This is a genomic window from Leucobacter sp. VD1 (assembly GCF_037150695.1).
Classification (GTDB): Bacteria; Actinomycetota; Actinomycetes; order Actinomycetales; family Microbacteriaceae; genus Leucobacter.
On record NZ_JBBCPO010000001.1, the window covers coordinates 1,067,173 to 1,092,109 of the forward strand.

Annotated in this window: 23 protein-coding genes and 2 tRNA genes; 3 read left to right on the plus strand and 22 right to left on the minus strand. The window is 65.6% G+C overall.

All coding sequences use genetic code 11. The features are described 5' to 3' along the window. Positions 1-149 precede the first annotated feature (149 nt). The 11 genes from WFL22_RS04975 to WFL22_RS05025 all read right to left on the minus strand — a co-directional run bounded on the left by WFL22_RS04975 (position 150) and on the right by WFL22_RS05025 (position 10,158). Positions 150-225: transfer RNA gene (locus WFL22_RS04975), tRNA-Ala, on the minus strand. Between the two features lie 106 nt (positions 226-331). Beyond that, entirely contained in the window at positions 332-721 is a 390-nt protein-coding gene (gene rsfS / locus WFL22_RS04980; RefSeq protein WP_336991718.1) for a ribosome silencing factor, read from the minus strand. Between the two features lie 65 nt (positions 722-786). Then, the gene (locus WFL22_RS04985) at positions 787-2,388 is read right to left on the minus strand and encodes a hypothetical protein (RefSeq protein WP_336991719.1); all 1,602 of its coding nucleotides are present in this window, start codon (positions 2,386-2,388) and stop codon (positions 787-789) included. After that, a complete protein-coding gene (gene nadD / locus WFL22_RS04990) occupies positions 2,381-2,983 on the minus strand; it encodes a nicotinate-nucleotide adenylyltransferase (protein WP_336650845.1) in 603 nt (200 codons plus the stop codon). The genes WFL22_RS04985 and nadD overlap by 8 nt, the downstream gene beginning before the upstream one ends. Before the next feature lie 13 nt (positions 2,984-2,996). After that, the gene (locus tag WFL22_RS04995; RefSeq protein ID WP_336650844.1) at positions 2,997-3,209 is read right to left on the minus strand and encodes a hypothetical protein; all 213 of its coding nucleotides are present in this window, start codon (positions 3,207-3,209) and stop codon (positions 2,997-2,999) included. Between the two features lie 57 nt (positions 3,210-3,266). Beyond that, positions 3,267-4,520 (minus strand): glutamate-5-semialdehyde dehydrogenase, encoded by a 1,254-nt coding sequence (locus WFL22_RS05000; RefSeq protein WP_336991720.1) that lies wholly within the window; start codon positions 4,518-4,520, stop codon positions 3,267-3,269. Between the two features lie 5 nt (positions 4,521-4,525). Beyond that, the gene (gene proB, locus WFL22_RS05005; protein WP_336991721.1) at positions 4,526-5,332 is read right to left on the minus strand and encodes a glutamate 5-kinase; all 807 of its coding nucleotides are present in this window, start codon (positions 5,330-5,332) and stop codon (positions 4,526-4,528) included. Continuing rightward, complete coding sequence (obgE, locus tag WFL22_RS05010; RefSeq protein WP_336991722.1) at positions 5,329-6,834, minus strand: GTPase ObgE; 1,506 nt, start codon at positions 6,832-6,834, stop codon at positions 5,329-5,331. Before obgE ends, proB begins: the two co-directional genes overlap by 4 nt. A gap of 160 nt (positions 6,835-6,994) precedes the next feature. Then, the gene (rpmA, locus tag WFL22_RS05015) at positions 6,995-7,249 is read right to left on the minus strand and encodes a 50S ribosomal protein L27 (RefSeq protein ID WP_017884564.1); all 255 of its coding nucleotides are present in this window, start codon (positions 7,247-7,249) and stop codon (positions 6,995-6,997) included. A gap of 32 nt (positions 7,250-7,281) precedes the next feature. Next, complete coding sequence (gene rplU / locus WFL22_RS05020) at positions 7,282-7,590, minus strand: 50S ribosomal protein L21 (protein WP_024355746.1); 309 nt, start codon at positions 7,588-7,590, stop codon at positions 7,282-7,284. A gap of 147 nt (positions 7,591-7,737) precedes the next feature. After that, positions 7,738-10,158 (minus strand): Rne/Rng family ribonuclease, encoded by a 2,421-nt coding sequence (locus WFL22_RS05025; RefSeq protein ID WP_336991724.1) that lies wholly within the window; start codon positions 10,156-10,158, stop codon positions 7,738-7,740. 272 nt (positions 10,159-10,430) lie between these two features. Here WFL22_RS05025 and WFL22_RS05030 point away from each other — a divergent pair, with 272 nt between their 5' ends. Further along, positions 10,431-11,039 carry a vitamin K epoxide reductase family protein gene (locus tag WFL22_RS05030; RefSeq protein WP_336991725.1) on the plus strand — a complete coding sequence of 203 codons (609 nt, stop codon included), beginning with the start codon at positions 10,431-10,433 and terminating at the stop codon, positions 11,037-11,039. 21 nt (positions 11,040-11,060) lie between these two features. Here WFL22_RS05030 and coaE read toward each other — a convergent pair whose 3' ends face one another. Further along, complete coding sequence (coaE, locus tag WFL22_RS05035; RefSeq protein ID WP_336991726.1) at positions 11,061-11,666, minus strand: dephospho-CoA kinase; 606 nt, start codon at positions 11,664-11,666, stop codon at positions 11,061-11,063. Positions 11,667-11,716: 50 nt separating this feature from the next. On the opposite strand from coaE, the gene WFL22_RS05040 reads away from it, so the two are divergent. Next, complete coding sequence (locus tag WFL22_RS05040) at positions 11,717-12,334, plus strand: DUF4126 domain-containing protein (RefSeq protein ID WP_336991727.1); 618 nt, start codon at positions 11,717-11,719, stop codon at positions 12,332-12,334. A 106-nt stretch (positions 12,335-12,440) separates the two neighbouring features. Here the strand turns inward: WFL22_RS05040 and rpsA are convergent, their stop codons facing one another. From rpsA to polA, 3 genes are all read right to left on the minus strand, one after another. After that, positions 12,441-13,886, minus strand: coding sequence for a 30S ribosomal protein S1 (gene rpsA, locus WFL22_RS05045; RefSeq protein ID WP_024355741.1), 1,446 nt, complete (start codon positions 13,884-13,886; stop codon positions 12,441-12,443). Positions 13,887-14,126: 240 nt separating this feature from the next. Continuing rightward, positions 14,127-15,179 (minus strand): helix-turn-helix domain-containing protein, encoded by a 1,053-nt coding sequence (locus tag WFL22_RS05050; protein ID WP_336991728.1) that lies wholly within the window; start codon positions 15,177-15,179, stop codon positions 14,127-14,129. A 162-nt stretch (positions 15,180-15,341) separates the two neighbouring features. Further along, the gene (polA, locus tag WFL22_RS05055) at positions 15,342-17,960 is read right to left on the minus strand and encodes a DNA polymerase I (RefSeq protein ID WP_336651623.1); all 2,619 of its coding nucleotides are present in this window, start codon (positions 17,958-17,960) and stop codon (positions 15,342-15,344) included. Positions 17,961-18,082: 122 nt separating this feature from the next. On the opposite strand from polA, the gene WFL22_RS05060 reads away from it, so the two are divergent. Further along, positions 18,083-18,484 carry a hotdog fold thioesterase gene (locus tag WFL22_RS05060; RefSeq protein ID WP_442918464.1) on the plus strand — a complete coding sequence of 134 codons (402 nt, stop codon included), beginning with the start codon at positions 18,083-18,085 and terminating at the stop codon, positions 18,482-18,484. Positions 18,485-18,549: 65 nt separating this feature from the next. On the opposite strand, the gene WFL22_RS05065 is transcribed toward WFL22_RS05060, so the two are convergent. The 7 genes from WFL22_RS05065 to trpC all read right to left on the minus strand — a co-directional run bounded on the left by WFL22_RS05065 (position 18,550) and on the right by trpC (position 24,937). Next, positions 18,550-19,152 carry an ANTAR domain-containing response regulator gene (locus WFL22_RS05065; protein ID WP_024355737.1) on the minus strand — a complete coding sequence of 201 codons (603 nt, stop codon included), beginning with the start codon at positions 19,150-19,152 and terminating at the stop codon, positions 18,550-18,552. A 79-nt stretch (positions 19,153-19,231) separates the two neighbouring features. After that, positions 19,232-19,313 (minus strand) — tRNA-Leu (locus WFL22_RS05070). Positions 19,314-19,392: 79 nt separating this feature from the next. Beyond that, positions 19,393-20,868 (minus strand): pyruvate kinase, encoded by a 1,476-nt coding sequence (gene pyk / locus WFL22_RS05075; RefSeq protein WP_336991729.1) that lies wholly within the window; start codon positions 20,866-20,868, stop codon positions 19,393-19,395. 33 nt (positions 20,869-20,901) lie between these two features. Continuing rightward, positions 20,902-21,900 carry a prolipoprotein diacylglyceryl transferase gene (lgt, locus tag WFL22_RS05080; protein WP_336650833.1) on the minus strand — a complete coding sequence of 333 codons (999 nt, stop codon included), beginning with the start codon at positions 21,898-21,900 and terminating at the stop codon, positions 20,902-20,904. Positions 21,901-22,011: 111 nt separating this feature from the next. Continuing rightward, the gene (trpA, locus tag WFL22_RS05085) at positions 22,012-22,839 is read right to left on the minus strand and encodes a tryptophan synthase subunit alpha (protein WP_336991731.1); all 828 of its coding nucleotides are present in this window, start codon (positions 22,837-22,839) and stop codon (positions 22,012-22,014) included. Next, positions 22,836-24,074 carry a tryptophan synthase subunit beta gene (gene trpB / locus WFL22_RS05090; protein ID WP_336991732.1) on the minus strand — a complete coding sequence of 413 codons (1,239 nt, stop codon included), beginning with the start codon at positions 24,072-24,074 and terminating at the stop codon, positions 22,836-22,838. Before trpB ends, trpA begins: the two co-directional genes overlap by 4 nt. 92 nt (positions 24,075-24,166) lie before the next feature. Then, complete coding sequence (gene trpC, locus WFL22_RS05095) at positions 24,167-24,937, minus strand: indole-3-glycerol phosphate synthase TrpC (RefSeq protein ID WP_336991734.1); 771 nt, start codon at positions 24,935-24,937, stop codon at positions 24,167-24,169.

Genomic DNA, 24,937 nt, shown 5'->3' on the forward strand with positions numbered 1-24,937 from the left:
GGGCCGAGTGGCGTTGTCGACGCACTCCCCCGACAGACTGTACCGACGTTTCCGCCGGCGCTTCCCGGCAGGCCAGAGCAGCCCCGAGTACAGCACGCCGTCCCTTTCTCAAGACGAAAAGCCCCGCCGGAGCGGGGCTTTTCAAGGAATGGTGGATCTGAGGGGACTCGAACCCCTGACCCCCTGCATGCCATGCAGGTGCGCTACCAGCTGCGCCACAGACCCGTGGAAGTCGGAGAAATGCTCCCCCGACAACTCCTCTACTTTACACCGGAAGGGGGTGCAGCGCGCAAATCGGGCGTTCCCGGGCGCGTCGCACCTCTTGTCACGGCTAGGCCTGGCCGCTGTCTTCGGCGGTCTCGAGCATAGGCGCCACCTCAATCACCGGGCAGTCCTGCCAGAGACGCTCAAGCTGGTAGAAGTCGCGCTCCTCCTGATGGAAGATGTGCACAATGAGGTCGCCGAAATCGAGCAGCACCCATCGACCCGTCTCGCGCCCCTCACGACGCACGGTGCGCACACCAGCCTCGTTAAGTGCGTCTTCGATGGCGTCTGAGATCGCCTGCACATTGCGCTCCACCGCGCCGGTCACGATCAAGAACGCGTCGGCGAGGCCGAACTGCTCCGTCACCAGCAGCGCCACAGGAGCAGTTGCGCCCTTGTCGTCGGCCGCACGAACCGCGATCCGCAGATCGGACAGCACGTCGTTGGCCTGATTCACTTCAGTCTTCAGTGTGTTTCCTTCGTTCGGCGGGCACACGCCCGCAGGAGAGAACTCGCTCGGAGCTACCCAAACATCCCGTTGCTTGCGCCCCAGACTCCCAGCGCAACGATGACCACGAGCAGGCCACCACCGGTGAGCGACAGTACGAGCGGCAGCTTGCTGCGATCCGTCACGGGCTTCGCCATCGGAAGACCCGACGCAGCACGCGCACTCACGGCGTGCCGAGCCGAAACAGGCGCGGGGCCCTCGCCGGTCATATGGAGATCAGCGGACTCTTCGCCCGTGATCGGATCGATCTCGATCGAGTCATGGAGCGCCGAGTGTCCCCCGGTTTCACCGAGCGACTTCGGCAGCTGCAGGGAGCCGGTCACATACAACTCTCCGGTGGCGCCGATCGGGCCGGTGAGACCACCGGTGTCTTCCGGCATGGACGGCAGGATCAGCGCCGAGGTGCCCGCCGTGGTCGACGTGCCCTCCTGAGCGACCGCCCGGGAGATGAGATCGTCGAAGTCGCCGCCCTGACCACCCTGATCGGGCACCTTACGGGAGGTGGGGTCATCGAACACCGACCGCCACTCCTCGGGCGGGGCGATATCCGGGAAGGAGTAGCTGGCCTTCTGCTCAGGGCTCGCCTCTTCGGGCGTGGGTTCTGCTTCGGGCTCCGCCACCTCAGCGATGGCCACGGTCTCCTCAACAACGACGACATCCTCGACGGCGACAGCTTCTGTCGCAGCCTCGGGCACTTCGTCAGTCGTGGTCACCGAATCGCTCTCGGCGTCGCCTGCCTGAGACTGTTCAGCAGCGCCTTCCGCGCTTGCCTCATCCGACGGGGAGGCATCCGCAACGTCGTCAGCGGTGGTCTTGCGCTGCCAGGGGAAGCGACGCTTCGGCTTCTCAGCGGGCGCCGCCTCAACGGGCGCGGGCTCGTCTGCGCTGGCCCCCGCCGGCTCGTCTTCCTCGTCGAGCTCATCGGCTGCAGCGGCTTCCGCCTCCTGCAACTCTGCCACGGTAAACGGCTCGGTCGGCGGGGCAATCAACGTATCGAAGTCGATCGCACCGGTCTGATCGCCCGGCGCGGGATCGTGCCCCAGCTGCTCAGCGGCGTCAGCCTCAGAGGTGTCACCATCAACCCCAAAAGCCTCAGGCGCATCATCCGCGGATGCGACTGCAGCGTCGGCCTCAGGAGCCGACGACCACGGCTGGGTGGGAGCGGGACGTACCGCGGGTACAGGTTCGGGAATCAACTCGCCTGCAGGCTCGACCGGCACCTCCTCAACGGAGGCCCGCTCTGCCTGAGCCGCCTCTGCGGGTGCATCTTCAGCAGCCACGTCATCGATCTCGGAGGTCTCAGATGCAGCATCGGTCGTCGACTCAGCAGGGTCCGACGCCTCAACATCGGCGCCGTCAGCAGCTTCCGGGGCCGCTTGCGCTCGCTCAGCAAGTGCCCGCTCGCGGAGTTCGCGCATCTCGCGACGGCTGCGCGGCGTGCCATCTTCGTGGAACGGCGAGATTTCGATCTCGTTGTCGATCTTCGGCTGGCTCACCGGCTTCGGCTCAGCCACCATCTCTGAGATCTCGGAGAGATCCAGCGCGCCGGTCTCCGCCATCTCCCGCAACCGCCGCTCACGGCGGCTCAGCGGTCGCTGTTCGTCCTGCTCACTCATTCTCTGTCGCTTCCTCGGTGTACAAACCGTGCTTCGCGATGTATTGCACTACACCGTCAGGCACCAGGTACCACACCGGATACCCCCGCGCCACCCGCTCCCGGCAGTCCGTAGATGAGATTGCCAGAGCGGGGACTTCTAACAAGCTTACGTGGTCACCCGACAAACCCGAAAGCGAGAGCTCGTGCCCGGGGCGCGACACGGCGATAAAATGGGCGAGATCCCAGAGCCTGTCGATGTCCTTCCAGCCAAGGATCTGCTCGACGGCGTCAGCCCCTGAGATGAAAAAGAGGTCGTCATCAGGGTACTGAGCGCGAAGATCACGCAGCGTATCAACGGTGTAGGTGGGGCCGGCGCGATCCACATCTACTCTGCTGACCGTGAACCTGGGGTTCGATGCGGTCGCAATGACCGTCATCAGATACCGGTGTTCACTGGGCGAGACATGCTGCTTCTGCCAGGGTCGGCCAGTTGGGACGAAAATTACTTCGTCAAGGTCGAAGCTCTGCGCGACCTCACTCGCCGCGACCAGGTGCCCGTGATGGATCGGATCGAAGGTGCCGCCCATCACCCCGATGCGGCGTCGTGTTGCCACGGAGTGCCGATGCTCAGTGGTGCTGTGCGGCGCCGTGCTCGCGAGCGTAGGCCTCAGCCTTCTCAGCGTGGCGGTTCGCGACGTCGCGGAACGAGAACGTCACCAGCGCGAGCGCGGTGAAGGCGACGAAGGCGATGGCACCGAAAACAGGGGCCGGGAAGGGCAGCTCGTTGACGATGTGGTGCCCCTCTTCGGCGGCGACGGCGATCGTGGCGACAAGTGACATTGAGACCCCTGCATTCATGACGGATAAAGGAAGATACATTCAGTGTATCGGGTTTGATCAGCGGATCTGACCGGCGCCCCGCACAAGCCACTTCGTGCTCGTGAGCTCGGGAAGACCCATGGGGCCTCGGGCGTGCAGCTTCTGCGTCGAGATTCCCACCTCAGCACCAAAGCCGAACTCGCCGCCGTCAGTGAATCGGGTGGATGCGTTCACCATCACCACAGCCGAGTCGACCTCGGCGAGGAATCGCTCGGCATTGGCGTAATCCTGAGTGACGATCGCGTCGGTATGACGGGTCGAGTAGCGCTCGATGTGCGCCAGCGCCTCGTCGAGCGAGTCGACAACCCGCACACCCATCTCAAGCGCGAGATGCTCGGTGGCCCAGGTCTCGTCGTTCGCCGCAAGCACTCCCTCAGCCACGCCCCGAGCGGCCTCGTCGCCGCTCAGCTCCACGCCGGCACCGATGAGTTCGCTCGCGAGCCTCGGCAGCAGCCGTTCGGCGGCGTCGCGATGCACGAGCAGCGTTTCAGCAGCGTTGCACACGCTCGGGCGGTGGGTCTTCGCGTTCTTGACCACGGAGACGGCCATCTCTTCGTCGGCGCTCGCGTCGACGAAGACGTGCACGATACCCGAGCCTGTCTCGATCACCGGCACGGTCGACTCGTTCACCACTGTCGAGATGAGCCCTGCGCTGCCGCGTGGGATGAGCACATCGACGTAGCCGCGCGCGCGCATCAGGCGGGAGGCTCCCTCTCGACCGAACTCGTCGATGGTCTGCACGGCGTCACCGTCGAGACCCGCACGATCGATGGCGCGCTGAATCAGCGCCACGAGCACCCGATTCGAGTGCTCTGCCGCGCTGCCGCCGCGCAGCACCGCACCGTTGCCGCTCTTCAGCGCGAGGGCGGCGATATCGACGGTCACATTGGGTCGCGCCTCATAGATGGCACCGACCACGCCGAAGGGCACACGAACCTGGCTGATGGCGACCCCGTTGGCGAGGGTGCTGCCGCGCACCACCTGCCCCACGGGGTCGGGCAGCGCGATGACCTCGCGCACGGCTGCGGCCAGGCCGCGCAGGCGTTCGGCATCGAGGCGCAGGCGATCCAGCAGCCCCTGCCCGATGCCGTTCTCCACACCGCGGGCGAGATCGAGGGCGTTTGCTGCGACAACCTCATCGACGCTGTTCTCGAGTTCTGCCGCAATGGCTTCGAGCGCCGCGTTTTTCTGCGTGGTGGTGACGGTGGCGAGCCGCTTGGATGCGGCGCGCGCGCGTTCGAGCTTGACGAGGAAGGGATCAGCCTGGGTCATGACCCCTAGCCTACCGATTCGCCGCCGCGCTTCGCTTCGAAGGAGGTGCCGTGGCGTTCGCCGTCGAGCACGGGAGCCAGCAGCTTTGTCTCCGTGAGCAGCACTGCGGTGCCCGCGTCGGCGGCGAGCCTCGCGGCCTGCACCTTCGTGGCTGCGCCGCCGGTGCCCCAACCAGATTGCGACTCACCGATCTCGATGCCGTCGAGCGGATCACCGTAGGGCACGAACTCAATGCGCTCCGCGCCGGCCATTGCAGGGGGCGCGGTGTAGAGGGCGTCGACATCGGAGAGCAGCACCAGTCTGTCGGCCCCCACCAGTCGCGCCACAAGCGCGGCGAGACGGTCGTTATCGCCGAAGCGAATCTCGTGGGTCGCGACGGTGTCGTTCTCGTTGATGATGGGGAGGATCCCGAGCTGCAGCAGCCGCTCGATCGAGCGCCTGGCGTTGCCTCGGTGCGTGGGATTCTCCATGTCGTGCGCGGTGAGCAGCACCTGACCCGCGATGATCTCGTGCGCTGTGAGCGCCCGCTGGTAGCGGTTGACGAGAATATTCTGCCCCACGGCGGCTGCGGCCTGCTGCGTTGCGAGATCATCGGGCCGCTCGTCCAGGCGCAGGAAGGGCACACCCGTGGCGATTGCGCCGCTGGAGACCAGGATCACCTGGGCACCGGCCCGATACATGCGTGCGAGGCAGGAAACGAGATGGGGGATCTGACCCGCGTTGTCACCGCTGACCGACGACGAACCGACTTTCACCACCACGCGGCGGGCGCCGAGCAGCTCCTCGCCGGTGGTGAGCGATCCGGGAGTCACGATTCGCTCTCCCACATGCCAGACTTGCGCTCGCGTTCGAGTTCGGCGCGGGCCTCAGCCTTCGCGTCCATCATCTCGTGGTAGTCGACGCGGCGTTCCTTGTTGGTGCGTCTCTGATTCTGGTCGACGCGCAGATCGGAGCCGCGGGAGCCCATTTGTACTTCGGCGGCGCTGGTGACGGTCGGCTCCCAGTCGAAGATGACGCCGGCGCCCGGCCCGATGACCACAGTGGAGCCCGCGGTGGCACCGGCCTTGACGAGGGCGTCTTCGATGCCGATCTTCTGCAGTCGGTCGGCGAGGTAGCCCACGGCTTCGTCGTTCTTGAAGTCGGTCTGCTCGACCCAGCGCTGCGGCTTCGTGCCGAGAATGCGGTAGATGGTGCCGTAGCTGCCACCCTCGGGCACCACACGGAAGCCGCTGTCGTCGACGGCCTTCGGCTGCAGCACGATGCGCGGCTGGTGGGCGGCCTCAGCGAGTTCGCGTTCGCGCGACTGCTCGACGAGTTCTGCGAGGGCGAAGCTGAGGTCGCGCAGGCCCTCGTGCGAGACCGTGGAGATCTCGAAGACGCGGTAGCCCTGCGATTCAAGCTCGGGGCGCACGAAGTCTGCGAGTTCGCGGGCTTCGGGCACGTCGATCTTGTTGAGCGCGACGAGCTGCGGCCGTTCGAGCAGCGGCACCTGACCTTCGGGCACGGGGTAAGCGGCGAGCTCGCCGCGGATCACTTCGAGGTCGGAGAGCGGATCGCGGCCCGGTTCGAGGGTGGCGCAGTCGAGCACGTGTAGCAGCGCGCTGCAGCGCTCGACGTGGCGCAGAAAGTCGAGGCCCAAGCCGCGCCCCTCGCTGGCACCTTCGATGAGACCGGGAACGTCGGCGACGGTGTAGCGGTGGTCGCCGGCCTGCACGACGCCCAGGTTGGGGTGCAGGGTGGTGAACGGGTAGTCGGCGATCTTCGGCTTCGCCGCGCTCATCGCGGCGATGAGGCTCGATTTACCGGCCGACGGGTAGCCCACGAATGCCACGTCGGCGATGGTCTTGAGTTCGAGGGTCACTGTGCACTGGGCACCCTCGGTGCCGAGCAGAGCGAAGCCGGGGGCTTTGCGCTTGGTGCTGGCGAGCTGGTTGTTGCCGAGGCCACCGATGCCGCCCTTCGCAGCGATATAGCGGGTTCCCGGCTCGGTGAGGTCGATAAGGGTCTCCCCCGCTTCGTCCTTCACGACGGTGCCGACGGGCACGGGCAGCACCATCTCGGCACCGTGGGTGCCTTCACGGTAGCCGCCGGCACCGTAGCCGCCGTTCTCGGCGGTGCGGTGGGGGCGGCGGTGGTATTCAAGCAGAGTGGTGACCTGCGGATCGGCAACGAGTACGACGTCGCCGCCATGACCCCCGGCCCCGCCATCGGGGCCCGCGAGGGGCTTGAATTTCTCGCGCCGAACCGACACGCAGCCATTTCCGCCGCGTCCCGCCTGAAGGTGCACCTGCACCCGATCCACGAAGGTCACCATAACTGCGTCTCCCGCCCTGCGTCTCCCTGCATCAAACTGCAGGGAATCATCCCGGCCCTGCCGTTTCGGGCTGCGGGATGACCACTATCTCTGAATACGGCAAACGGCGAGCCGGTCCTCGAGCTGATCGAGGGGCCGACTCGCCGTCGAATGCCTGTGGTTAGGCAGCAGCCACGATGTTGACGACCTTGCGGCCGCCCTTCACACCGAACTCGACCTCGCCGGCCGCAAGTGCGAAGAGGGTGTCGTCGCCACCGCGACCGACGTTCGCACCCGGGTGGAACTTGGTGCCGCGCTGGCGGACGAGGATCTCGCCCGCGCCGACCTGCTGGCCGCCGAAGCGCTTCACGCCGAGGTACTGGGGGTTCGAGTCGCGACCGTTACGGGTCGAGCTTGCGCCCTTCTTATGTGCCATGAGTCTCTACTCCTTCAGTGATGCCGAGGCGATTACTTGATGCCGGTGACCTTGATGCGGGTCAGATCCTGACGGTGACCCTGGCGGCTCTTGTAACCGGTCTTGTTCTTGTAACGCTGGATGACGATCTTCGGACCACGGAGGTCGTTGAGCACCTCTGCGGTCACCTTCACCTTGGCAAGAGCCGCGGCGTCGGTCGTCACCTTGTCGCCATCAACGAGGAGTACCGCGGGAAGCTGAAGCTTGCCCTTGGCGTCGCCCGCCACACGATTGACGGTGATGATCGAGCCGACCTCGACCTTCTCCTGACGGCCGCTTGTGCGCACTACTGCGTAAACCACTTGTCACCCTTTTCTTGAGGATCTTCTTCCGTGTCGAAGTGCGGCCGTGCCGCCTTCGAAGTCTGAGGTGCCGTCGCCTATCGGGTGACACCAACGCTCAATAATACCGTGAATCACCGGATGCGGTCAAATAGGCCACCCCGCGTGTCACTCCCGACCGGCGCCCTTTCGGCGGGCCGTCGCATCGAGCGCCTCCGCAAGCGCCTGCTGAGCCGACTTCGCATCGTCGCTCTCCGCGACGACGGGCCGTTCAGCACCACCTGTTATCGGTGCCGTCGAGACGCGCCGATTGCGGGCACGGCCGGTGCCGGCGCTCGGTGCCTCCGGCAATGCGTCGAGCACCGAATCAAGCAAGCCTCCGCTCGCGGGAGCCTCGGCCGCGACTCGCGTGCGCGGCGCAGCCGACTCGCGTGCGGGACGCGAGGAGACCTTGCCGCTCACCTTCACCTCAGTATCGGTGCGCGGGGACACTGCCGCAGCAGGTGCTGCCGACTCCGCCGCCGCTGGCGTCTCACCAGCGGGGCGATCATCAGCCTTTGCGGCCTGCAGAGTGGATGCAGCCACCTGCGCAAGCATATTCTTCGCGCCGTCGGTAATGGCGTGCGTCTGATTCTGGGTCTTGGCTTCCTGCTGCTGAGGCTGCCCGCCCTTGCTGCGCTTGGAGTTGCGCGGCTGGCTTTCGCTGCGGTGCTTGGCAACGGGTTCGTGGTGCACGATGACCCCGCGCCCGGCGCAGACCTCGCAGGGCTCGCTGAACGACTCCAGCAGACCGAGCCCCAGCTTTTTACGCGTCATCTGCACCAGACCGAGCGAGGTCACCTCTGCAACCTGATGCTTCGTACGATCACGGCTCAGGCACTCGACCAGACGACGCAGCACAAGGTCACGGTTCGATTCAAGCACCATGTCGATGAAGTCGATCACGATAATGCCGCCGATATCGCGCAACCGCAGCTGACGCACGATCTCCTCGGCCGCCTCCAGGTTGTTCTTCGTGACGGTTTCCTCGAGGTTGCCGCCCGAGCCGACGAACTTGCCGGTGTTGACGTCGACAACGGTCATCGCCTCGGTGCGGTCAATCACGAGCGACCCGCCCGAAGGCAGCCACACCTTGCGATCAAGCGCCTTCGCGATCTGCTCAGTCACCCGGTACTCGTCGAAGATGTCACGCTCACCGCTGTAGCGCTCGACACGCTGCATCAGATCAGGAGCCACCTGCGAGAGGTAGCGCTCGATCGTCTCGTAAGTTTCGTCGCCGGAGATGCGCATCCGGTGGAAGTCTTCGTTGAAGACGTCGCGCACGATCTTGATGAGCATGTCGGGCTCCGAGTGCAGCAGCACCGGCCCGCCACCCTTCTCAACGCGCTTCTGAATCGACTCCCACTGGCGGGTGAGCCGCTGCACATCGTGCGTGAGCTGATCCTCGCTAGCGCCCTCGGCGGCGGTACGCACAATCACACCCGCGCCGCTCGGCAGCACCTCTTTGAGGATCTTCTTCAGGCGCGCGCGCTCGGTATCAGGGAGCTTACGCGAGATGCCGTTCATGGCACCGCCCGGAACATACACGAGGAAGCGACCCGGCAGCGAGATCTGACTCGTCAGGCGGGCACCCTTATGCCCCACCGGATCCTTCGTGACCTGCACGAGCACCTGGTCGCCAGGCTTCAGGGCATTCTCTATACGACGGGCGGTATTGCCACCCTCGAACTCCGACCAATCAACCTCGCCCGAGTACAGCACGGCGTTGCGGCCGCGGCCGATATCGACGAATGCGGCTTCCATGCTCGGCAGCACATTCTGCACGCGGCCCAGATAAACGTTGCCGATCAGCGAAGACTCGCTCGACCGTGCCACGTAGTGCTCAACGAGCACCTTGTCTTCGAGCACGCCGATCTGCACGCGATCCGCGGTGGTGCGCACGATCATCTCACGGTCCACGGCCTCACGGCGCGCAAGAAACTCGGACTCGGTGATCACCATGCGGCGACGACCGGCATCGCGACCGTCGCGGCGGCGCTGCTTCTTCGCTTCCAGCCGGGTGGATCCCTTGACCTTCTGGGGCTCGGTGATCACCGGGGCCTGGCGCTCGCGGCGGCGCGGCTCGTCTTCCGAACCGTTCGCGTCTCCCCCGGCCGAACGACGGCGGGTGCGACGCGAAGACGAGCCGCCATCGCGGTCGGAGGCTTCGTCATCGCGCTGGAAGCGCTGATCGAGCAGGTCGTCAAGCTGGCTCAGCTCACCCTGGCGAGGCTCCTCATGACGCTGGAACGCGTCGCTCTGACGCCATTCGAGGCGACGCGGGCGCGGCTGCACCGGCGGCACGTCCGGCGCGAGAAAGATGAGTCGCGTGGTCGCCCGGAAGCGCTCCTCGGGAGTCATCTCGGCGAGCGGCAGCAGCAGCTTGGGTGCCTCAGGCTTCGTGTCGGGTTCGGCGGTGCCGCCCTCACCCGCCTCGATCGCGCCCTCGGGCGCATCGGCCGCAGTGGCCTCCTCGCCCTGCAGCTTCGCATCTTCGAACTGCTCGCCCGCAGTCTCGTCGCGGTGGTCTTCTGTTGCGCTGTTCACCATTCCTGGTGTCTCCTCTACCCGGGGAGCGTCTCGCTCTCGCCGGAAACCCTATTCGTGCGGTGTGATCCGCAAATCCTGTTCTCCGCGAATGCCGCGCACTCGCGCTCGGTCGGTCTTCGACCGGTGACCGCCTCTCGGCCGCCAAAAGACTGTGCGTGCGATCCGCCTTCTCAGCATCTCGCACCGCACTCCATTATGTCACGGAGTCGCCACCGTCGCCGGATTGCCATTCGACCCGCGTCTTCGCAGGAACCGAGGGATAGGATCGGCGCATGAGCCAGGAGCCCAGAGCCACGCGCCCCGTCGCCTTCGCCGTCTTCTCGATCATTGCCGGAGCGATCGGCTGGTTCGCCTCCTTCGAACTGCTCACCGAGTACATGAAGACGCTCGCGAATCCCGACTACGTACCCAACTGCACCGTGAGCGTACTCGTCACCTGCGGCCCCAACATGGGATCCTGGCAAGGGTCGCTCTTCGGATTCAGCAACACGATCATCGGCGTCTCCGCCTTCATCGCCCCGATCGCGGTAGGGGTGGCTCTGCTCGCAGGGGCCCGCTTCTCGGCCTGGTTCTGGCGGCTCTACCAACTCGGCCTGCTGGGCGGATTCGTGTTCATCTGCTGGCTGTTTTCGCAGAGCGTCTTCGTGCTCGGCACCCTCTGTCCGTGGTGCATGGTGGTGTGGTCGGTCACGATTCCCCTGTGGTGGATCACCGCATTCCGCCCCTATGCAGTGGGCGACATCCCCCTCGGCGCCAACACACAGCGACTCTTCTCGCGCCTGTACTCGTGGACCTGGGTGATCATTCTGCTCTGCTACGTGGTGCTCGCTTTCCTCGCGCAGATGCGCCTCGACTGGCTCTCGGAGTTCGCCAGAGCCTGATCCGGCTTCGGCGATCCGCTCTCAGCGCCCACGCAGCTCAGCCCACAGCGCATCCACCTGCGCCAGGGTCTCTGCCTCGCTGCGCGAAGTGTCGATCACCGCGTCGGCCACCGCGAGCCGCTCAGAGTCACTCGCCTGATGAGCGATGCGTGCGCGCGCCTCAGCAGCCGACATCCCCCGCAACTCAACCATGCGCGCAATCCGCTGTTCCGCCGGCGCATCTGCGACCAACACCAGATCCCAGTCGCCATCGCGCGCCGAGCCTGTCTCCACGAGCAGCGGGATCTCATAGACCACGACAGCGTCAGGGTTGGCCGCCTCTGCGGCGGCGATCCGATCCGCCGCGATCCGCCGCACCTCGGGATGCACAATCGCATTGAGCTCTGCGAGAGCCGCAGGATCACTGAACGCGACAGCACCGAGCGCTGCCCGCTCAAGCTCACCGTTCGCCCCGATCATGTCACTGCCGAAACGCTGCACCACCCGAGTGAGACCGGGTGAGCCCGGCGCGACCGCCTCACGCGCCAGCTCGTCGGCGTCGATGCGCACCGCCCCCAGTTCGGCGAGACGCCGTCCGATCGTCGACTTGCCCGAGGCAATACCCCCTGTGAGTGCGATCACTGTCATGACTGTCACGATACCGGCAGCCGCACGGCGGGCGGGTCTATGCTGGCGGCATGCTCGAAGTCGTCACCGGGATCACCCTGGCCGCATCGGCAGGGCTCAACGCCTATATTCCGCTGCTCGGTCTCGGTCTACTCTCGCGCTTCACCGAGATCGTGCAGCTACCGCCCGCGTGGGCGTGGCTCGAAAATGAGTGGAGCCTCGGCATCCTCGGGGTGCTGCTTGTCGTGGAGGTGCTCGTCGACAAGTTCCCGGTGCTCGATACCGCCAACGATGTGTTGCAGACGGTGGTGCGCCCGGCATCGGGCGGCATGGTCTTCAGCGCCGGAGCGTCGAGCCAGACCATCGCCGTCACCGACCCCGCCTCCTTCGTCTCCTCCGCCGCGTTCTGGCCGTTCGTGCTGGGCGTGGTCATTGCGCTCGTGCCGCACCTGCTGAAAGCGATCGCGCGCCCCGTCATCAACACGCTGACTGCCGGCGCGGGTGCCGCGGTGACGAGTTTCCTCGAGGATGTCGGCGCTGTGCTGCTCACGCTCCTCGCAGTCATCGTGCCGTTGCTCGCATTCGCGCTGCTGGTCATCGTGATCGTCACGCTCGTGCGTCGATTGCAACGGCTGCAGCGGCGACGCCGCGAACAAGCCTCCGGCGTCGCGGCGCCCGGCACCCTCTGACCACCTCGGCTGCTCCCCGAGCCCATATACGCCGAAGGCCCGGCCCCCGAACGGGGACCGGGCCTTCGTGCACTCATCACCGAGCGAAAAGCTCAGCGGGCGACTCTTAGTTGCCCTCGAGCTGCGCCTTCAGAGCGGCAAGAGCCGCGTCGTCAGCGAGCGCACCGGTCGACGACGACTCGCTCGAGAAGCTCGAAGCGGAGGAATCGGCGGCGGGAGCAGCGGCAGCCTCGACGAGCGAAGCGGCGACCTGCTTCTTGTGAGCCTCCCAGCGCTCCTGGGCAGCAGCGTACTCCTGCTCCCACTTCTCGCGCTGCGACTCGAAGCCTTCCTTCCACTCCTGAGTCTCGGGATCGAAGCCCTCGGGGTACTTGTACTCGCCGTTCTCGTCGTACTCGGTGGTCATACCGTACAGAGCCGGATCGAACTCGGTGCCCTCGGGATCGACGCCCTCGTTGGCCTGCTTGAGGCTGAGCGAGATGCGGCGACGCTCGAGATCGATGTCGATGATCTTGACGAAGACCTCCTGGCCGGCCGACACGACCTGCTCGGCGAGCTCGACGTGCTGACCCGACAGCTCCGAGATGTGCACGAGGCCCTCGATGCCGTCTGCAACGCGCACAAAGGCACCGAAGGGAACGAGCTTGGTGACGACGCCCGGGGCGATCTGGCCGATCGCGTGGGTGCGAGCGAAGACCTGCCACGGATCTTCCTGGGTTGCCTTGAGCGACAGCGAGACGCGCTCGCGATCGAGCTCGACGGAGAGCACCTCGACGGTGACTTCCTGGCCGACCTCGACAACGTCGGAGGCGTGCTCGATGTGCTTCCACGACAGCTCAGAGACGTGCACGAGGCCGTCAACGCCGCCCAGGTCGACGAACGCACCGAAGTTGACGATCGACGAGATAACGCCCTTGCGCACCTGGCCGGGCTTGAGCTCGGCGAGGAACGAGGAGCGAGTGGCCGACTGCGTCTCCTCGAGGAGCGCACGACGCGACAGCACCACGTTGTTGCGGTTCTTGTCGAGCTCGAGGATCTTCGCCTCGATCTCCTGGCCCAGGTAAGGGGTCAGGTCGCGCACGCGGCGCAGCTCGATCAGCGAGGCGGGGAGGAAGCCACGGAGCCCGATGTCAACGATCAGGCCGCCCTTGACGACCTCGATGACGGTGCCGGTGACGACACCCTCGTTCTCCTTGATCTTCTCCACGTCGCCCCAGGCGCGCTCGTACTGAGCACGCTTCTTGGACAGGATGAGGCGACCTTCCTTGTCCTCCTTCTGGAGCACGAGTGCCTCGACGGGATCGCCGACCTGAACAACCTCATCAGGGTTCACATCGTGCTTGATGGACAGCTCGCGCGAGGGGATGACACCCTCGGTCTTGTAACCGACGTCGAGGAGCACCTCGTCGCGGTCGATCTTCACCACGGTGCCCTCGATGAGGTCGCCGTCGTTGAAGAACTTCAGGGTCGATTCGACCGCTGCAAGGAAGTCTTCGGCTGAGCCGATGTCGTTAACTGCGACCTGCTTGCTCTCGGTCGTTGCGTTCGTCATGAAATTGGTCTCCAGAATGGACATGGAATCAGGCGGGATCGCACCGAGGGCCGGTCGGATCGGGATGATCCGCGAGGCGTTCACGCATGTGGACATGGTTGAGTCGCCACAGAACTGTGACACTCGATCTTATCCCGCGGACACGCCCGGGATCAAGTAGAAAGCCGCCCGCGTTTCGCGGCGCGCAGCCGAGATCGCACGCCGTGCCTGCAGGATGTCGACGAGCACTGCGCGCAGGGTTCACTGGGCCTCGGCGATGCCCGCACGGCGGCCCGAAACGGCGCGCACGACCGCCGCCAGACCGAGCAGCAGCGCCGCACCCATGCAGGCGATGAAGATCAAGAACTGAATGTTCGCATCCATCGTGGCTGCGTTCCAAGTGGAGAGATCGAGTGTCCACGGCTCACCGGTGCCGAGCACCGCCTCGATCGCACGGTTGATCACCGGAGCGCAGGCACCGAGAAACGCGGTAACAATCGCTGCGATCGCGAGCCCGGACAACGGCAGATAGCGGATCGCGAGCGCCGTCACCCAGATCGGCGTCGCCCCGATGGCCAGAATCGGCAGCACGGGCCACACCCACAGCTCAGGGTATCCGAGGGCCACGAACACGATGAGCAGGAACACGATCAGTGCCACGGTGTCGATCACCAGGGTGAGCAGGGTGCGATGGCGCGCAAGCCCGGCAGGGAGTTCCAGCAGCGCCACCCAAATCGGCGCGAAGACGAGCAGCAGCCCGAACAACACCCCCGAAACCGTGATCGCGAGCCACGATCCGGCGGCGAACTGCATCCAGACCACGAGCAGCAGCGCCATCAGGCAGATCGTGGCACCGGCAAGGGCCAGCCAGCCTGGCCGTGGCACCGGCAGCAGGGGCAGCGTGGTGAGTGAGAACGCGAGACCCACTGCGGGCAGCACCACCCAGAACCAGCTCAGGGTGTGCTGCACCGACAGGTTGACGATGAAGCAGGTGATGACGGCTGCGGCCCAGGCAAACAGCGTGGACCACAGGATCGCGTTGCGCCAGCCGCGGTAGCTGCGGGCGTCGCGTTTCTCGGCTCGGCCCTCGTGATCTTCGCTCGCACTGATGAGTTCTTGCCCGCTGACGCCGAGCTCGGAGGCGATCGCCTGCACCAGGGTGATGTCTGGGTACGAGAGCCCGCGCTCCCATTTTGAGACCGCCGATTCAGTGACGTGCAGCCGCTCGGCGAGCTGGCGCTGGGTGAGGCCGGCGGCGCGGCGACGTTCCGTGACGAAGCGTCCGAAGTCTTGTTTGGTGATGTCCATGTTCATGTTCTCGATCCAAGCAGCGGGTGCGCGCACGCAGCCCCAAAACGCGTGATTCCGCGACTCGACCGTTCGGCCAGTCGCGGAATCACGCGGAAGTCGCCCATTACCCGCGAGGCTCCCGCGCGATCACACGCCGCACCGGAGACCCCGCTTGCTGATCCCGGGCTAGTGCGCGGCGGCATTCCAGTTCGCGCCGCGACCCACCTGCACCTCGAGCGGCACCGACAGCTCGGCAGCGCCGGCCATCTCGGCGCGCACGATTTCCTCGAGCGCGTCCCACTCCCCCTCGGCAACCTCGAACATGAGTTCGTCATGGATCTGCAGCAGCATTCGCGACTGCATACCGGCAGCAACCATGCGATCTTCGACCTTGATCATGGCGCGCTTGATGATGTCTGCCGCCGAGCCCTGGATGGGGGCATTAAGCGCCGCGCGCTCCGCATTCTCGCGCAGGATGCGGTTCGGGCTCGCGAGATCAGGAAAGGGACGACGGCGACCGAAGATCGTCTCCGTGAAGCTGTCACGCTTGGCCTGATCCACCACTGAACGCAGATAGTCTCGCACCCCGCCGAAGCGCTCGAAATAGTCTTCCATCAGCTGCTTGGCCTCGGCCGCCGAGATATTCAACTGCTTCGAAAGTCCGAAAGCCGACAGGCCGTAGGCGAGGCCGTATGACATGGCCTTCACCTTCGAGCGCATATCGCTGGTGACTTCCTCGGGCGGCACACCGAAAATGCGGGAGCCCACGAAGCGGTGCAGATCTTCTCCCTGCAAGAACGCCTCGATCAGCCCCTCGTCGCCCGAGAGGTGCGCCATGATCCGCATCTCGATCTGCGAGTAGTCGGCGGTCATAAGGGTCTCGAACTCAGGGGCATGGATGAAGCCCTCGCGAATGCGACGACCCTCCTCTGAACGCACCGGAATGTTCTGCAAATTCGGGTCGGTAGAGGCGAGACGACCAGTGCTCGACCCGACCTGCACGAAGGTGGTGCGGATGCGACCGTCCTGCTGCACCGCCTTGATAAGCGTCTCGACCATCTGCCGCAACTTATTGGCGTCGCGGTGCGCAAGCAGCGCGTCGAGGAAGGGGTGCGGATTCTTCAGCTGCAGTTCGGCGAGCGCCGCCGCATCGGTGGTGTATCCACTCTTCGTCTTGCGGGTCTTCGGCATCTCAAGCTGCTCGAAGAGCACCTCCTGCAGCTGCTTCGGCGAGGAGAGGTTCACCTCGCGACCAATCGCATCGAACGCCTGCTGCTGCAGTTCGGCCACTCGCGCGGTCAGTTCGGCGTCGTGCGCCTCAAGCAGCGGCAGGTCGATCTGCACACCGCGATGTTCGAGCGCCGCGAGCACCGGCACCAGCGGCAGCTCAATATCGCGGTAGATCTCCCCGGTGCGCGACTCGAATCGCGACACCGCGGACTCGTGAGCGCGAGCAATGTACCAAGCCAGCGCAGCCGAATCGGCAACGGAGCCCTCATCGGGCACGAGCTGATTCGGGTCGCCCTCGGGAATCTGCTCCCCCAAGAACCGGAACACCGCCTCGGAAAGCGACTTCTCAGGGGTCTGCGGCCGCAGCAACCACGATGCAATCAGCAGATCGCCATCGATTCCACCGATCACCGCATTAACGCTCGCCGCCACCGCGATCTGCTGCTTGGCGTCGAAGAATACCTTGGGCGCATCGGAGGCGAGCCACTGCTCGAACAGGGCGTAGTCGCGCCCGCCAGGCAACCAGTGGAACAGCACCGAAGCATCAGCCGTGGCGACGCCCACCTCGACACCGTCGCCGCTCAGCTGCATCAGCACCGCGGGACGTTCAACCTTCGCCAGCCAGTCGGCAAGCTCCTCATCGATGAGGTTCTTCGCCTGCGGCTGCTCGGGCACGAGCGACACCGCTGTCGCACCCCCCGCAGGCACCTCAGCGCCAGCGAGCTTGCCCACCCTCTGCAACAGCGTGCGAAACTCCAGCCGCGAGAACACCTGCTGCACTGCAGCCATGTCGATCTCGCCGCGTTTCAGCTCATCGAGCGTGACATCGAGCTCAACATCGCGCACCAAGCGGTTGAGGCGCCTATTGCGTTCAGCGAGGTGCGCGTTCTCGCGCAGGCTTTCGCCCACCTTGCCGCCGATCTCATCCTGCCTGCGCAAAATCTCCTCGAGCGAACCGAACTGGTTGATCCACTTCACAGCAGTCTTCTCGCCGACGCGCGGCACACCCGGCAGGTTGTCGCTCGTCTCGCCGACCAGCGCCGCGATCTCCGGGTACTGCTCGGGGCGCACCCCGTACCGCTCCATCACCTTCTCGGTGTCGTAGCGGGTGAGTTCGCTCACTCCCTGCTTCGAGGGGTAGAGCAGCGTAATGCGGTCGTCGACGAGCTGAATCGTGTCGCGGTCGCCGCTGACTACGAGCACTCGGTAGCCGGCATCTGCGCCGCGCGTTGCGAGGGTCGCGAGGATATCGTCGGCCTCGTAGTTCTCTTTCTCGAGGGTGCGGATCCCCATTGCGTGCAGCGCCTCCTGCAGCAGCGGCACTTGGCCCTTGAACTCCGGCGGGGTCTCGCCGCGGGTGCCCTTGTATTCGGGGTACTCCTCGGTGCGGAAGGAATGCCTCGAAATATCGAAGGCGATCGCGAGTGCATCGGGGTTCTCATTGCCGAGCAGATTGATGAGCATCGAGATGAAGCCGTGGATGGCGTTCGTATGCTGGCCCGTCTGGGTCTGGAAACTGTCGACCGGCAGGGCGTAGAACGCCCGAAAGGCCAGCGAGTGGCCGTCGATGATCATGAGGGTAGGCTGAGAATTCGACACGTGAACAGCCTACAAGCCACCACTGACAAGGACACAGCAGCACGATGACCGAATCCCCCGAGACCACCGCACCGCAGGCACCCGCGCAGGATGCGTCCATGCCGGGGCTCGAGTACATTCGCGCGCGCGGCCTCGGCGCCCTCGCAGACCGCATGGGCATCGAGGTCATCGAGTTCGGGCGCGACCGCGCCGTCGCCACCATGCCCGTCGCAGGCAACACGCAACCGGTCATGCTGCTGCACGGCGGCGCCTACGTGGTGCTCGGCGAAACGCTCGGGTCGATGCACGCAAACTTCGTAGCCCCCGAGGGACACGTCGCCGTGGGTGTCGACATCAATGCAACCCACACCGGTTCGGCCACATCGGGTCTCGTCACCGGAGTCTGCACCCCCATCAAGCTGGGGCGTTCCATCACCGTGCACGAGATCGTGGTGAGTGACGAACAGGGCCGTCGCTGTTCGACCGTGCGCATCACCAACTTCTACAAGCAGCTCCGCTAACGCTCGGCCCGCACACGCAGCAGCGCCCCCGACCATTCGGCCGGGGGCGCTGCTGCGTGCGGAGGTTAGTCCTTCTTCGGACCGAGCTGGTCGATGATCGTCTTCGCGACATCCTGCATCGTGAGTCGACGGTCCATGGAGGCCTTCTGGATCCAGCGGAACGCCTCGGGCTCGCTGAGCCCCATCTTGTCATTGAGGATGCCCTTGGCACGGTCAACGAGCTTGCGGGTCTCGAAGCGCTCGGCGAGGTCGGCGACCTCGCTCTCGAGTGCCACGATCTGCTGGAAACGCGAAAGTGCGATTTCGATCGCGGGAATGAGGTCTGCGGGGGTGAACGGCTTCACCACGTAGGCGAGCGCACCCGCCTCGGTGGCCCGTTCCACGAGCTCGCGCTGGCTGAACGCCGTAAGCAGCACCACGGGGGCGATGTGATCTTTGTTGATCTGCTCGGCCGCCGAGATGCCGTCGAGCTTGGGCATCTTCACATCCATGACCACCAGATCGGGGCGCAGCTCCTCGACGAGGCGCACTGCTTCCTCGCCGTCACCAGCCTCACCGACAACGTCATAGCCGTTATCGCGAAGCGTCTCGACGATGTCGAGGCGGATCAGGGACTCGTCTTCCGCTACGACGACGCGTCGCGCGGGTGCGGTGCTCTGTTCAGTCATGCTGAGAAGTGTACTCCTGCGATCGAGGGATAACGGGGTGTCCGGTGCGGGATCGATACTCACGATCCCGCACCGCGGGTGCCGGATGCGGGACTCGAACCCGCACACCTTTCGGCAGCGCATTTTGAGTGCGCCGTGTCTGCCAATTCCACCAATCCGGCATGTGTGGCTCCGCAGATGAGTGTATCTGGTGGGATGCACTCGCGAAGCCTGACTGGGCCAGCAACCCAGTCTATCGGATCACACGGGGATACTGCCGCGACCCAGGGCGTGTTTGCGCGGCCCCGCCTCCGGGAGCTGACCGGTGGCCTCTCCGATCCTGTGGATGCGCAGCGTATTCGTGGTGCCCACCACACCGGGAGGCGATCCGGCAATAATCACAACCTTGTCTCCGATCTCCGCACGAGAGTGATCGAGCAGCACATCGTCGACTTGCGCGAACATCTCATCGGTGCTGCCCACCCGCGGCACCTCGTAGCTTCGAGCACCCCAGGTGAGTTCCATGCGGCGTCGCGTATCGACCTCGGGGGTGAAGCCGATGATCGGGATCGGACGACGCAGACGCGACATGCGACGCACGGTGTCACCGGACTCGGTGAACACGCAAATGTAGCGCGCACCCACGAAGTCTGCGACGTCGGAGGCAGCGAGGGTGAGCGCACCACCCTGGGTGCGGGGTGCCGAGCCGAGCGGTTCGATGCGATCGAGGGCGTGATCCTCGGTGGCGGTGATGATGCGCGCCATCGTCTCGACGGCCTGCACCGGGTACGCCCCCACGCTGGTCTCGCCCGAGAGCATCACGGCGTCGGCGCCGTCGAGAATCGCGTTGGCGCAGTCAGATGCTTCGGCACGGGTGGGGCGCGGGTTCTCGATCATGGATTCGAGCACCTGCGTCGCCACGATCACGGGCTTCGCGTTGCGTCGCGCCAGCGCAATCGCCTCGGTCTGCACGAGCGGCACGCGCTCCAGCGGCAGTTCGACACCCAGATCACCTCGCGCAACCATGATGCCGTCAAACGCGATGACGATCTCTTCAAGGTGATCAACAGCCTGCGGCTTCTCGATCTTGGCGATCACCGGGAGGCGGATCCCCTCCTCGTCCATGATCTCGTGCACACGGGTGATGTCGGCCGCGTCCCGCACGAATGACAGCGCGATGTAGTCGACGCCGAGCTGCAGGGCCCAGCGCAGATCCTGCTCATCCTTCTCGGAGAGCGCGGGCACGTTGACGGCGACGCCAGGCAGGTTGATGCCCTTGTTGTTCGACACCGCTCCCGGAACCACCACTGTCGTGTAGACGGTATCTTCGGTGACGCGCTCGGCGCGCAGCGCCACTTTGCCGTCATCGATGAGCAACGGATCGCCGGGATTCACATCACCGGGCAAGCCTTTGTGGGTGGTGCTGCAGATAGTGCGATCGCCCACGATATCGCGCGTGGTGATCGCGAACTCGTCGCCGACCTCGAGGTGGTACGGGCCACCCTCGAACTTGCCGAGGCGGATCTTCGGTCCTTGCAGGTCGGCGAGCACCGCGATCGGTCGGCCGACCTCCGTCTCGGCGCGGCGGATATTGCGGTAGATGCCCTCGTGCACGTTGTAGGTGCCGTGGGACATGTTGAGCCGTGCGACATTGACGCCCGCCCGGATCAGATCGAGAGTGTGGTCGTAGCTGGAGACCGCGGGTCCCCAGGTGGCGACGATCTTGGCGTGACGCATGTCGGCTCCTTGCTGCTTGGTCCTGTGCGGAGGCTAGACGGTACGAGCGGGCTCTGCAGCGCCGTCGGACACCGCGGGTGCCTCTGCCGCCTGTCCGTCTCTGAATGGCACCGCCGGGGCGTCGCCGTGCGGCAGGACGTGGAAGAACTCGTCGGGGTTCGCGGTGTCTGCGAGCACCGAGTCGCTCGGGTTGCGACGGCCCGGGAGGTACACCGACGATTCAATGCCGACGTGACGGCGACGCTGCACGATGAAGATGATGACACCCACCACCACAGCGAGGAAGGCCGCCAGCACATTGGTGCGGATCCCCAGGAACAGCAGGCTCGGATCGACTCGCAGCGATTCGGTAAAGGTGCGGCCGATGCCGTACCACACGAGGTAGAGCGCGAAGAACGTGCCCCAACGCGGGCGCCACTTGCGCTCGATGGCGAGCAGCACCACGATGCCGAGCAGGTTCCAGACAGCCTCGTAGAGGAAGGTCGGGTGGAACAGCGTGCCCTCAGGCAGCCCGATCGGGAACGCCGGGTTGGAAGACTCGATCTCAAGCCCCCACGGGAGGGTGGTCGGGCCACCGAACAGCTCATGGTTGAACCAGTTGCCCAGACGCCCAACAGCCTGTGCGAGCAGCAGGCCAGGCACGAGCGCATCGGCAAACGACCAGAAACGAATCCCGGTGATGCGCGAAGCGATGAGCACGCCCACGGCCCCGCCGAGCAGCGCACCGAAGATGGCGATACCCCCCTGCCAGAAGGCGAGGGCGTCGAGCGGGTTGCGATCCGCCCCAAAATAGTCGCCCCAGTGAGTGACCACATGGTACAGACGCGCGCCCACGATGCCGAGCACCAGCGCCCACACGAGGAAGTCGAAAACCGCTCCGCGCTCACCGCCGCGGCTGCTGAGGCGGCGGCCCGTCCAGATTGCGGCAAGGATGATGCCGACGATGATGCACAGCGCGTAAATGTAGATGCGCAGCGGCCCGATCTGGAAGAACTGCATCTCGGGGCTCGGGATACTGAACGGGAGAATCATCCACTCCTCTTTCGCCTCCGGCACGTGCCGGTGATCGCTCGCGACGTGCTGCCGCGGAAACTGTCGTTGGGGAGCCGCGCGGATGGAATCCTCACGGCGATCAAGTCAATCCTACAGCGAGGGGCCCTCGGCGACCGCGTCACCGGAGCGCTGAGCTCCGGCAGCGATGTCGCGCACCACCTCAGCCAGCCGCTCAACGCCGCCGTCACGCAGCGCACGCACGAACGCCGTGCCAACAATTGCGCCATCGGCGTAGCCGAGCGCGTCGGCCACTTGCTGAGCGGTCGACAGACCGATACCGACGCAGGCCAGGTCGACGCCCTGCTCGCGCAGACGAGCGGTGAGCGCGCGAGCGGCGGCGTCGAGCTGCGCCCGCTCACCGGTGATGCCCATCGTGGAAACCGTGTAGACGAAGCCGCGCGACTGCTCGACCACGAGGCGCAGTCGCGCATCGCTCGAGCTGGGCGCGGCGAGGAACACGCGATCGAGGCCGAGCCTGTCGCTCGTCTCGATCCACTCGGGCGCAGCTTCGGGGGTGATGTCGGGCGTGATCAGCCCGGCACCGCCCGCTTCGACGAGCTGCGTCGCGAACCGCTCGACGCCATACTGCAGCACCGGGTTCCAGTAGGTCATCACGAGCACGGGCACATCGACGGCTTCGCGCACGCGGCGCACGGCTTCAAAGACGTCAGAGACACGGAACCCCTGCGCGAGCGCGGTCTGCGTGGCCTCCTGGATCACGGCCCCGTCCATCACCGGGTCGGAGTAGGGCAGCCCGAGTTCAAGCACATCGACGCCGTTGCGAGCCATCGCGATGGCGGCCTCAACGCTGGTGTCGAGGTCGGGGAAGCCGACGGGAAGGTAGCCCACGAGCGCGCCTGCACGCTCCTGTTTCGCGGCGCGGATCGCGGTGGCCACCTGTGATGCATGCGCGCTCATGCCTCGAGCTCCGTTTCACCGGCGAGCAGGCCGAAGTAGCGGCCGGCGGTTGCCATGTCTTTGTCGCCGCGGCCGGATAGGCTCACGGCAATGATCGCTTCAGGGCCGAGTTCACGGCCAATGCGGATCGCCCCGGCGAGCGCGTGCGCCGACTCGATGGCGGGGATGATGCCCTCCGTGCGGCTAAGCAGTCGCAACGCCTGCATCGCCTCGTCGTCGGTTGCGGGGATGTACTCCACACGACCGATGTCGGCGAGCCAGGCATGTTCGGGGCCGACGCCGGGGTAGTCGAGACCAGCAGAGATCGAATGCGATTCGATGGTCTGGCCGTCTTCGTCCTGCAGCACGTAGGTCTTTGCGCCGTGCAGCACACCGGGGCGGCCGCGGGCGATCGAAGCGGCCTGACGCACCGTGTCAACGCCCTCGCCTGCGGCTTCGACGCCGTAGATCTTCACGTTCTCGTCGTCGAGGAAGGCATCAAACATGCCGATGGCGTTCGAGCCGCCGCCGACGCACGCGACGACGACGTCGGGAAGCCTGCCGGTGCGCTCGAGCAGCTGCGCGCGCGCCTCCTCGGAGATGATCTTCTGGAAGTCGCGCACCATTGCGGGGAAGGGGTGCGGGCCGGCTGCCGTGCCGAAGATGTAGTTGGTGCGATCGACGCTCGCCACCCAGTCACGGTAGGCCTCGTTGATTGCGTCCTTAAGGGTGCGCGAGCCTGCCGTCACGGGCACCACCTCGGCACCGAGCAGCCGCATACGGGCAACATTGAGGGCCTGGCGTTCGGTGTCGACCTCGCCCATGTAGATGGTGCATTCGAGCCCGAAGAGGGCTGCCGCGGTGGCGGTGGCGACACCGTGCTGGCCCGCACCGGTTTCAGCGATTACGCGGGTTTTGCCGAGGCGCTTGGTGAGCAGCGCCTGGCCGAGCACATTGTTGATCTTGTGCGAACCCGTGTGGTTGAGATCTTCTCGCTTGAGGAAGATGCGTGCACCGCCGGCGTGCTCCGCGAAGCGGGGCACCTCGGTGATCGGCGAGGGCCGGCCCGCGTAGGACGCAAGGAGTTCGAGCAACTCAGCCTGGAACGCCGGGTCGCGCTTCGCCGACTCGTAGGCTTCGGTGAGCTCGTCGATCGCAGCGATAAGCGATTCGGGCATGTAGCGCCCGCCGTAGTCGCCGAAGAAGGGTCCGTGCTGGTCGCGGAGACTCGTAACTCCGCCCGCCTGCTCTGTCATGTCGACCTCTCAGTTGGGGTGCCCGGAGTGCCGAGCTTGTGATCGGATGGGGGCCGCCCGCGTGGTGCGGCGCTACTCCCCATCGCGGCCGCTCAGACGCTCAGGTACGCCTGCAGCGTGGCGATGGGGTCACCGGTGACGAGCGCTTCGCCCACGAGCACGGCATCTGCCCCGGCTTCGCGGTAGCGCTGCACATCGGCGACGTCGAGCACCGCCGACTCTGCGACGCGCACGACGCCGGCAGGGATCTGGTCGGCGACGCGCCCGAACAGGTCTCGGTCGAGCTCGAAGGTGCGGAGGTCTCGGGCATTGACGCCGATCAGCTGGGAGCCGAGGTCGACGGCGCGTGCGACCTCGTCAGCCGAGTGCGCTTCGACGAGCGGCGTCATGCCGAGTTCGCGGATCATTGCGTGCAGCCGCTCAATACGGTCCTGCGGCAGTGCTGCGACGATGAGCAGCACCAGATCGGCTCCGGCGGCACGGGCTTCGAGCACCTGATACTCGTCACCGATGAAGTCCTTGCGGAGCACCGGGATACTCACGGCCTTACGCACGGCTTCGAGGTCAGAGAGTGATCCCTTGAACTTGCGTTCTTCGGTGAGCACACTGACCGCGCTCGCCCCGCCTGCCTCGTACTGCGCGGCAAGTGCCTGCGGTTCGGGGATCTCGGCGAGGTGGCCTCGTGACGGGCTTGCGCGCTTGACCTCGGCGATCACCTTCATGTGATCGGCGGGTGCCAGCGCTACCAGTGCGTCGAGGGCCGCTGGCCGTTCGAGCGCAGCGGCTTCGAGCTGCGCATAGGGGCGCACCTCGCGACGACTGTATGCGTCTTCGAGGGCGCCCGCAAGCAGGTTCTCGAGCAC

Coding starts and splice junctions, on each gene's coding strand:
- obgE (WP_336991722.1), bottom strand. CDS start 6,834: ATGGTGACCTTCGTGGATCGGGTGCAGGTGCACCTTCAGGCGGGACGC.
- trpA (WP_336991731.1), bottom strand. CDS start 22,839: ATGAGCGCGCATGCATCACAGGTGGCCACCGCGATCCGCGCCGCGAAA.
- trpB (WP_336991732.1), bottom strand. CDS start 24,074: ATGACAGAGCAGGCGGGCGGAGTTACGAGTCTCCGCGACCAGCACGGA.
- coaE (WP_336991726.1), bottom strand. CDS start 11,666: ATGACAGTGATCGCACTCACAGGGGGTATTGCCTCGGGCAAGTCGACG.
- polA (WP_336651623.1), bottom strand. CDS start 17,960: ATGATCATCGACGGCCACTCGCTGGCCTTTCGGGCGTTCTACGCCCTG.
- WFL22_RS05025 (WP_336991724.1), bottom strand. CDS start 10,158: ATGGTGAACAGCGCAACAGAAGACCACCGCGACGAGACTGCGGGCGAG.
- WFL22_RS05000 (WP_336991720.1), bottom strand. CDS start 4,520: ATGACCCAGGCTGATCCCTTCCTCGTCAAGCTCGAACGCGCGCGCGCC.
- lgt (WP_336650833.1), bottom strand. CDS start 21,900: ATGATTCTCCCGTTCAGTATCCCGAGCCCCGAGATGCAGTTCTTCCAG.
- rpmA (WP_017884564.1), bottom strand. CDS start 7,249: ATGGCACATAAGAAGGGCGCAAGCTCGACCCGTAACGGTCGCGACTCG.
- WFL22_RS04985 (WP_336991719.1), bottom strand. CDS start 2,388: ATGAGTGAGCAGGACGAACAGCGACCGCTGAGCCGCCGTGAGCGGCGG.
- WFL22_RS05065 (WP_024355737.1), bottom strand. CDS start 19,152: ATGACTGAACAGAGCACCGCACCCGCGCGACGCGTCGTCGTAGCGGAA.
- WFL22_RS05060 (WP_442918464.1), top strand. CDS start 18,083: ATGCCGGGGCTCGAGTACATTCGCGCGCGCGGCCTCGGCGCCCTCGCA.
- WFL22_RS05050 (WP_336991728.1), bottom strand. CDS start 15,179: ATGAACATGGACATCACCAAACAAGACTTCGGACGCTTCGTCACGGAA.
- rpsA (WP_024355741.1), bottom strand. CDS start 13,886: ATGACGAACGCAACGACCGAGAGCAAGCAGGTCGCAGTTAACGACATC.
- pyk (WP_336991729.1), bottom strand. CDS start 20,868: ATGCGTCACGCCAAGATCGTCGCCACCTGGGGACCCGCGGTCTCCAGC.
- WFL22_RS04995 (WP_336650844.1), bottom strand. CDS start 3,209: ATGTCACTTGTCGCCACGATCGCCGTCGCCGCCGAAGAGGGGCACCAC.
- WFL22_RS05030 (WP_336991725.1), top strand. CDS start 10,431: ATGAGCCAGGAGCCCAGAGCCACGCGCCCCGTCGCCTTCGCCGTCTTC.
- WFL22_RS05040 (WP_336991727.1), top strand. CDS start 11,717: ATGCTCGAAGTCGTCACCGGGATCACCCTGGCCGCATCGGCAGGGCTC.